Origin of the sequence: Halopseudomonas sp., assembly GCF_041579695.1 — a bacterium.
GTDB lineage: Bacteria > Pseudomonadota > Gammaproteobacteria > Pseudomonadales > Pseudomonadaceae > Halopseudomonas.
The window spans coordinates 1-9,310 of sequence record NZ_JBFGFI010000094.1 but is presented as its reverse complement, the minus strand read 5'-3'; the positions used below and the strand labels follow the sequence as shown (position 1 = coordinate 9,310).

Annotated in this window: 4 protein-coding genes; 2 read left to right on the top strand and 2 right to left on the bottom strand. The window is 60.8% G+C overall.

Features of this window, described 5'->3' with window-relative positions:
• On the bottom strand, positions 1 to 2,399 hold a 2,399-nt coding region (glnE, locus tag ABYA88_RS13915), incomplete at its 3' end, for a bifunctional [glutamate--ammonia ligase]-adenylyl-L-tyrosine phosphorylase/[glutamate--ammonia-ligase] adenylyltransferase (protein WP_373187995.1).
• A gap of 235 nt (positions 2,400 to 2,634) precedes the next feature.
• Here glnE and aceE point away from each other — a divergent pair.
• Complete coding sequence (gene aceE, locus ABYA88_RS13910; protein WP_373187994.1) at positions 2,635 to 5,292, top strand: pyruvate dehydrogenase (acetyl-transferring), homodimeric type; 2,658 nt, start codon at positions 2,635 to 2,637, stop codon at positions 5,290 to 5,292.
• An 11-nt stretch (positions 5,293 to 5,303) separates the two neighbouring features.
• A complete protein-coding gene (gene aceF, locus ABYA88_RS13905; RefSeq protein ID WP_373187993.1) occupies positions 5,304 to 7,019 on the top strand; it encodes a dihydrolipoyllysine-residue acetyltransferase in 1,716 nt (571 codons plus the stop codon).
• A gap of 182 nt (positions 7,020 to 7,201) precedes the next feature.
• On the opposite strand, the gene clpB is transcribed toward aceF, so the two are convergent.
• Positions 7,202 to 9,310 (bottom strand): ATP-dependent chaperone ClpB (gene clpB / locus ABYA88_RS13900; RefSeq protein ID WP_373187992.1); only part of this gene is annotated, 2,109 nt, incomplete at its 5' end.

Genomic DNA, 9,310 nt, shown 5'->3' with positions numbered 1-9,310 from the left:
TCCCAGGTCCAGGCCTCTTCACGCTGGTACCGTGCATAGGATGCCAGCGAACTGACCAGCAGACCTGACTCGCCGGAAGGACGCAGACGCATATCCACCTCATACAGTGCGCCGGAGGTGGTCTGCGCATTGAGCATGTGAATGATGCGCTGGCCCAGCCGGGTAAAGAAGCGGCTACCATCGATCGGCCGCGGACCATCGGTCTCCGCCTGGCCGTCGCCATCATGAATGAACACCAGATCCAGGTCCGAACCATGGCCGAGCTCCACGCCGCCCACCTTGCCGTAACCCAGAATCGCAAAATCCAGCTCGCATTCCGAGCCATCGGCGCGCCTGGGCTTGCCATGGCGCAGCGTCATTTCGCGCCAGGCCAGTTGCAGCACCTGTTGCAAAATGGCCTCGGCGATCCAGGTCAGATAATCGCTGACCTTCATCAGTGGCAGGCTACCGGCAATCTCGGACGCCGCCACCCGCAGTACATGGGCTCGCTTGAAATAGCGCAGCACTTCCATCTGCTGTTCCAGATCGTCTTCAGGAATTCGCGTGAGCTGCTGGCGTAACTCGTCGACCAGCTCTTCGGTTTCCGGTGGGCGATACAGCCGACCGGCGTTCAACAGCTCGTCCAGCACGACCGGATACCGGGTGATCTGCTCGGCGATCCACGGACTGGCCGAGCAGAGCACCAGCAACTCGCGCAGTGCGCCGGGATTTTCCGTTAGCAGCAACAGGTAGGCGGACCTTCGAGCGACCGCCTCCACCAGCGGCATGACCCGTTCAAGCGCCAGATCCGGATCATCCTGTTCGCTTGCCATACCCAGCAGACGCGGCACGAAAACATCCAGGCGCTCGCGACCCAGCCGCTGCATGGCCTTGACGCGGCCGGAATTGAGCAGGCCGCCGATCTTGCGCCAGGCTTCCTCCGGCTCCTTGAATCCGCCGGCGCGCAGCTGTTCGATGGCCTGCTCGGAGTCGCTACCTTCCCACACCGGTATCCATTCGGAGTGCCAACCGGGCTCCTCGTTCTGGTCCTCATCGGGGTCGGCAATGACTCCGGCGAAATGCCGGGCGACCCGCTCTCGGTGACTATCAAGCGCTTCACGCAAGCTGTTCCAATCGGCGTAACCCGATACGTAGGCGATGCGCGCGCGCCCCTGGCTGTCAGTCGGCAGCATCTGGGTCTGGCGATCATCGAGGGCCTGCAAGGCATGTTCGGTATCGCGCAGCAACCGATAGGCTGCCTTGAGTTCTTCAACGACCTCATGGGGCAGGTAGTTGTTGGCGGCGAGTACATCGAGCACAGAGAGAATTGGCCGCTGCTGCAATGCCCGCTCACGGCCGCCATGGATCAACTGGAAAGCCTGGCCGATGAACTCAATCTCGCGAATGCCGCCCGAGCCGAGCTTGACGTTATCCTGCAGTCCCTTGCGCTGCACCTCGCGCTGAATCATCAGTTTGAGACTACGCAGGGCTTCAATTGCCGCGAAATCGAGATAGCGGCGGTAAACGAAGGGTTTGAGCATCGCCTGCAGCTCGGCACCCGCCTGCTGGTCGCCGGCGACTACACGCGCCTTGATCATCGCATAGCGCTCCCAGTCCCGACCCTGGCTCTGGTAATACTGCTCCAGCGCATCGAAACTGAACACCAGCGCGCCACTGTCGCCATAGGGTCGCAGACGCATGTCGACACGGAAGACGAAACCATCGACCGTGATGGCGTCAAGCGCCTTGATCAGCCGCTGCCCGACGCGGATGAAAAACTCCTGGTTGGAGAGAGTGCGACGCCCTCCTCGGGTCTCGCCAGCCTCGGGGTAGGCAAAGATCAGGTCGATGTCCGATGACAGATTCAGCTCGCGCGCACCCAGTTTGCCCATGCCCAGCACCACCAGATGCTGCAGCTCACCGGCTTCATTCACCGGTGTCCCCAGCGTGGTACAGCTGTCCGCATACAGCCACTGATAGGCGGCCTCGATGCAATGGTCAGCCATCTCGGACAGGTCGCGAACCGTCTCGGCCGTGTCTGCGCGGCGGGTAAGGTCCCGCCAAATAATCCGCACCTGTTGCTCCTGGCGGAATCGGCGCAATGCCTGGGAAAGCGCCTCCTCCCGATCCACATCAGCCAGGGCCCGATCCAGCAGCGCCCGCATTTCGCCAGCAGCCAGCGAGCGCCATAGAAGTTTGTCGTTTGTCAGCCGCCAGGCCATCGCCGGATCACGTCGCAGCTGCTCGGCGACAAAATCGCTGCCGGCCAGTACGTGACGCAATTCGGCCATGAAGTCCTCGCCCAACTCCTCCGGACGGCCAGGCTGCTCCTGGATAACTGCTGCGTGCCACTGCGCCAGGTGATGATCGACCAGCGCATGGAGGGAAACCGGGAGGGGGGACGGCGGAGAGAAAACCATGGTCTATCCTGTAGAAACGACAATGTTGCAGCTTGCCATGGCAGCAACGGATGGAAAAGACCTGCACACAGGAACCGACCGGTCATTATGTAGTTTTACTACCAAAGTAGTAGCAAAACGATAGATAAAAAACATTTTATGTAGTTATACTACAAAATCACATCTAATACTCATCAGTCAGCTCGGCCGCTACACCCATCGCGACTGATAAGGCCCGCAAGGTCTGGAGCAAATAATGAAGCAAGACGATCTCGATCCGATTGAAACCCAGGAATGGCTCGACTCGCTGGAGTCCGTACTCGACAACGAGGGGGAAGACCGCGCCCACTACCTGATCACGCGCCTGGGCGAACTGGCCAACCGCAGCGGCACCCCGCTGCCCTACGCGATTACCACGCCCTATCGCAACACGATTCCGGTCACCCACGAATCGCCCATGCCTGGCGATCTGTTCATGGAGCGGCGCATCCGCTCGATGGTGCGCTGGAATGCGTTGGCCATGGTCATGCGGACCAATCAGCAGGACCCGGATCTGGGTGGCCACATTTCCACCTTCGCTTCCAGCGCGACCTTGTACGATATCGGTTTCAACTACTTCTTCAAAGCACCCACCGAAGAACACGGCGGCGATCTGGTGTTCTTCCAGGGCCATGCCTCACCCGGCATCTATGCCCGTGCCTTTCTCGAAGGCCGCATAACCGAAGACCAGCTCAACAACTTCCGCCAGGAAACCGATGGCAAGGGGCTGTCCTCCTACCCGCACCCCTGGTTGATGCCTGATTTCTGGCAATTTCCGACCGTCTCCATGGGTCTTGGACCCATCCAGGCGATCTACCAGGCGCGCTTCATGAAGTATTTGGAGCACCGCGGCTTTATCGAGCCGGGCAAGCAGAAGGTCTGGTGCTTTGTCGGTGACGGTGAAACGGACGAGCCGGAATCCCTTGGCGCCATTTCGCTGGCCGGTCGGGAAAAACTGGACAACCTGATTTTCGTGATCAACTGCAACCTGCAGCGCCTCGACGGCCCGGTGCGCGGAAACGGCAAAATAATCCAGGAGCTGGAGGGCAGCTTCCGCGGCGCCGACTGGAAGGTGATCAAGGTTATCTGGGGCCGTATGTGGGATCCCCTGCTGGCCCGCGACCATGACGGTCTGCTGCAGCAGCGCATGGAAGAAGCGGTGGATGGCGACTATCAGAATTACAAGGCCAATGACGGCGCCTATGTGCGCGAACACTTCTTCGGCACCCGTCCCGAGCTGAAGGAGATGGTCAAGGACCTCACCGACGAGGAAATCTGGAAGCTCAACCGCGGTGGCCACGACCCTTACAAGGTGTATGCGGCGTACCACGAGGCGGTGAACCACACCGGGCAGCCAAGTGTAATCCTGGCCAAGACCATCAAGGGCTACGGGACGGGTGCCGGCCAGGGCCAGAACACCGCCCACAACACCAAAAAGGTCGACATCGACAGCCTCAAGCTGTTCCGCGACCGCTTCGACATACCGGTCAACGACAAGGACCTGGAAAAGCTGCCCTTCTACAAGCCCGAGGAAGGTAGCGCCGAATACAAGTATCTGCATTCGCGCCGCGAGAAGCTCGGCGGTTACATGCCCCAGCGTCGCGTCGAGAGCTTCAAGGTACCGGTACCGCCGCTCGATACGCTCAAGGCGATTCTCGACGGCAGCGGTGATCGCGAGATCTCCACCACCATGGCTTTCGTACGAATCATCTCGCAACTGGTCAAGGACAAGGAGCTGGGCTCGCGTATCGTACCCATCGTGCCGGACGAGGCGCGCACCTTTGGCATGGAGGGCATGTTCCGCCAGTTAGGCATCTATTCCTCGGTGGGCCAGCTGTACGAGCCCGTCGACAAGAACCAGGTGATGTTCTACCGCGAGGACAAGAAAGGCCAGATCCTCGAGGAAGGCATCAACGAGGCCGGCGCCATGTCCAGCTGGATCGCTGCGGCCACCGCCTACAGCACCTACAACCAGCCGATGCTGCCGTTCTACATCTTCTACTCGATGTTTGGTTTCCAGCGTATCGGCGACCTAGCCTGGGCCGCCGGCGACAGCCGGGCCAAGGGCTTCCTGATCGGTGGCACCGCCGGGCGCACCACGCTCAATGGCGAGGGTCTGCAACATGAAGACGGTCACAGCCACATCCTGGCCGGCACCATTCCCAATTGCCGCAGCTACGACCCGACCTACGGCTATGAACTGGCAGTGATCATCCGCGAGGGCGCGCGGCGGATGATGGAGGAACAGGAGAACGTTTACTTCTACCTGACCGTGATGAACGAAGCCTACGTGCAACCGCCGATACCCAAGGGCAAGGATGTCGAAGAAGGCATCATGCGCGGCATGTATCTGCTCGAAGAGGCGAAGAAACCCGCCAAGCTGCACGTGCAGCTGCTCGGCAGCGGCACCATTTTGCGTGAGGTGATTGAAGCCGCGAACATCCTCAAGGAGCAGTTCAAGGTCACCGCCGATATCTGGAGCGTCACCAGCTTCAACGAGTTGCGCCGCGACGGTCTGGACGTGGAGCGCTGGAACCGGTTGCATCCGACCAAGACTGGCAAAGTCAGCTTTGTCGAACGCAACCTGGCCAAGCGCAAGGGGCCGGTGATTGCTTCCACGGACTATATGAAGCTCTTTGCCGACCAGATCCGCCAATGGGTCCCAGGCACCTACAAGGTGTTGGGCACCGATGGCTTTGGTCGCAGCGATAGCCGCAAGAAACTGCGGCATTTCTTCGAGGTAGACCGCAACTGGGTGGCCTACAGTGCGCTGGTCGCGCTGGTGGAATCCGGAGACATGGAACCCAAGGTACTCAGCGAAGCGCTGAAGACCTTCGGTATCGATCCCGGCAAGACCAACCCGCTTGACTGCTGAGGAGAGCTGCAATGAGTGAAGTGATCAAGGTACCCGGCATCGGCGACGGTGAAGGCGAAGTAATCGAGATTCTGGTCAAGCCCGGCGACAAGGTCGAAGCAGAGCAGAGCCTGGTCGTGCTGGAATCGGACAAGGCCAGCATGGAGATCCCCAGTCCCAAGGCCGGTACGGTCAAGTCGGTCAAGGTGAGCATGGGCGACAGTCTGAAGGAAGGCGATGACCTGATCGAACTGGAATCTGCAGATGATGCGCAGAGCGAGCCGGAGGAAAAGCCTGAGCCTGAAGCATCAGACGCCGAAGCTGAACAGAAAAAAGCCAAGCCGGATAAAGCCCCTGCACAAGCAGCAAAGGCTGAGCCAAGCGCCGAAGAGACACCCGACGGCGAGGTAAAGGAAGTAAAAATCCCGGATATGGGCTCGGACAGCAAGGCCGAGGTTATCGAAATACTCGTGTCCAAGGGTGACCGAGTAGAGGCCGACCAGTCACTGATCGTGCTGGAATCGGACAAGGCGAGCATGGAAATCCCTGCCCCCTTCGCCGGCACCGTAGAATCAGTGGACATCAAGAAAGGCGACCAGGCCGGCACCGGCGATCTGATTTTGCATATGCGCAGCGAGGGCGGCGGCGCAGCGAAGCCGGCAAACAAGCCTGCGGAAAAATCCGCGGCGCAGGCGCCAGCGAGCACTGCTCAGAACCAACCTGCCGCCGAGACAGACAAGCAGGAGGACCCACAGCGAACCGGAAAGGGGCAGGCCCCCACCGGCTCCGAGCCCGCCGAGGAAGACACACCGCCGCCCGTTGGCGGTCCAAGCCGCGAGGGGACCAAGGTCCATGCCGGCCCGGCAGTGCGTCTGCTTGCCCGCGAATTCGGGATCGAACTGGCCAAGGTAAAACCCAGCGGCCCGCGGGATCGCATCCTCAAGGAAGACGTGCAGAAATACGTGAAAGGTCTGGCCCAACAGGAGAAGCAATCAGCTGCTGCCGGCGGCGCGGGCATTCCGGTGGTGCCGCAGATCGATTTCAGCCGTTTCGGCGAGATCGAAACAAAGGACATGACCCGACTGCAACAGGCAGGCGCCACCAACATCCACCGCAGCTGGCTGAACGTACCGCATGTAACCCAGTTCGACCTGGCCGATATCAGCGAACTGGAAGCCTTCCGCAAGGCGCAGAAGACCGTCGCGGAAAAGGCCGGCGTCAAGCTGACCGTGTTGCCGTTCCTGCTCAAGGCCTGCGCCCATCTGCTGCGCGAGATGGAGAACTTCAATGCCTCGCTGGCACCGAACGGCAAACAGCTGATCTACAAGAAGTATGTGAATATCGGCTTTGCGGTCGACACCCCCGACGGCCTGATGGTCCCGGTGATACGCGATGTAGACAAGAAAAGCTTGCTGCAGCTGGCTGGCGAAGCGGCCGAGCTGGCCGAAAAGGCGCGAACCAAGAAGATCAGCGCCGATGCAATGCAGGGTGCCTGCTTTACCATCTCCAGTCTGGGACATATCGGCGGAACCTACTTCACGCCCATCGTCAACGCCCCGGAAGTGGCCATTCTCGGCGTATCGAAAGCCACGATGCAGCCAGTATGGGACGGAGAATCCTTCCAGCCCAAGCTGATGCTGCCGCTGTCGCTCTCCTACGATCATCGCGCGATCAACGGTGCCGCAGCAGCCCAGTTCACCAGGCGACTGGGTGAGCTGCTCGGAGATATTCGGTCGATGTTGCTTTAAAAAGCACGACCGGCCCGCCTAACGGCTAAGGCCGTAGCTGGCCTCCAACGCCGCACGGCGGCTTCAGACAGAACAGCTTCCCCGGAAGGTCGAGTTCCACCTCGACCATCGGCGCTGAAGGAAAACTCCGTGCCGGGGTGGAACCCGGCAACTCCTAGGGGAGCACTGTCTCCCGCGAATCATCAGCCAGTAAACACGAACTCGTCGCCTTCCACCTTGGCCTGGATGGTCACGCCCGGTGCGAAGTCGCCAGCCAGGATGCGCTGCGCCAGCGGGTTTTCGATCCAGCGCTGGATGGCCCGTTTGAGCGGCCGAGCGCCGTAGACCGGGTCGTAGCCAACCGAGATCAGCTTCTCGAGTGCTTCGTCGGTCAGCTCCAGGCTCAGATCCCGCTCGGCCAGGCGATCACCCAGACGCTGCATCTGGATACCGGCAATGCCGGCGATCTGATCCCTGCCCAGCGGCTCGAAGACCACAACCTCGTCGATCCGGTTGATGAACTCGGGGCGGAAGTGCTGCCCGATCGCGTCCATTACCGCTGCGTGCTGCCCTTCGGGATCACCGACCAGCTCCTGAATCTGCGTTGAGCCCAGGTTGGAGGTCATGACGATCACCGTATTGCGGAAATCCACGGTACGGCCCTGGCTGTCTGTCAGGCGGCCATCTTCGAGCACCTGCAGCAACACGTTGAACACATCCGGATGGGCCTTTTCGACCTCATCCATAAGGATCACCGAATATGGCTTGCGGCGCACGGCCTCGGTCAGATAGCCGCCCTCCTCGTAACCAACGTAGCCGGGAGGTGCGCCGATCAGCCGCGCCACGGAATGCTTTTCCATGAACTCGGACATGTCGATACGCACCATGGCCTCGTCAGTGTCGAACAGGAATTCGGCCAGCGCCTTGCACAGCTCGGTCTTGCCCACCCCGGTTGGGCCGAGGAACATGAACGAGCCGCTGGGCCGGTTCGGGTCGCTGAGACCTGCACGCGAGCGACGCACCGCGTTGGAGACGGCGACGACCGCCTCATGCTGACCAATCACCCGCTTGTGCAGCCCTTCTTCCATGCGCAGCAGCTTGTCGCGTTCACCTTCGAGCATCTTCGACACCGGAATACCGGTCCACTTGGAAACCACCTCGGCAATTTCTTCCTCGGTGACCTTGCTGCGCAGCAGCTGGTTCTCGGTCGGACTGTGTTGCTCGGCCATCTGCTGGCTGCGCTCCAGATCCGGAATCACGCCGTACTGCAATTCGGCCATGCGCGCCAACTCACCCTTGCGCCGCGCGGCCTCAAGCTCCTGCCGAGCCTGCTCGATCTTTTCCTGGATCTGCGCTGTGCCCTGCACATCGGCTTTCTCGGACTTCCAGATCTCTTCCAGATCGGCGTACTCGCGTTCCAGCCGGACGATATCCTCTTTCAGCTTCTCCAGGCGCTTGAGCGCGGCTTCGTCGTCTTCCTTCTTCAGCGCTTCGCGCTCGACCTTGAGCTGGATCAGGCGACGCTCCAGGCGGTCGAGCACCTCCGGCTTGGAATCGATTTCCATGCGGATACGGCTGGCCGCCTCATCAACCAGGTCGATGGCCTTGTCCGGCAACTGCCGGTCAGTGATATAGCGATGGCTGAGCTTGGCCGCGGCGATGATCGCGCTGTCGGTGATCGCCACCTTGTGGTGCACCTCGTAGCGCTCTTTAAGGCCACGGAGGATCGCGATGGTGTCTTCCTCGCTGGGCTCGTCCACCTGCACCTTCTGGAAGCGACGTTCGAGCGCTGCATCCTTCTCGATGTACTTGCGGTACTCATCCAGGGTGGTGGCGCCCACGCAGTGTAGTTCACCGCGCGCCAATGCCGGCTTGAGCATATTACCGGCGTCCATCGAGCCCTCGGCCTTGCCTGCGCCGACCATGGTATGCAGCTCGTCGATGAACAGGATGACCCGCCCTTCCTGCTTTGACAGCTCGTTGAGCACGGCCTTGAGGCGTTCCTCGAATTCACCGCGGAACTTGGCGCCGGCAATCAGCGAGCCCATATCCAGCGACAGCAGACGCTTGTCGCGCAGACCATCAGGCACCTCGCCATTGATAATGCGCTGGGCAAGCCCCTCGACGATCGCGGTCTTGCCCACACCAGGCTCACCGATCAAGACCGGATTGTTCTTGGTCCGCCGCTGCAGCACCTGGATGGTCCGGCGGATCTCGTCGTCGCGGCCGATCACCGGATCGAGCTTGCCTTCTTCGGCCTTGGCAGTCAGATCAACGGTATATTTGTCCAGCGCCTGGCGCGACTCCTCGGC

What these genes read in the sequence shown, in the direction of transcription:
- aceE (WP_373187994.1), top strand. Translation starts at nt 2,635, where the DNA reads ATGAAGCAAGACGATCTCGATCCGATTGAAACCCAGGAATGGCTCGAC.
- aceF (WP_373187993.1), top strand. Translation starts at nt 5,304, where the DNA reads ATGAGTGAAGTGATCAAGGTACCCGGCATCGGCGACGGTGAAGGCGAA.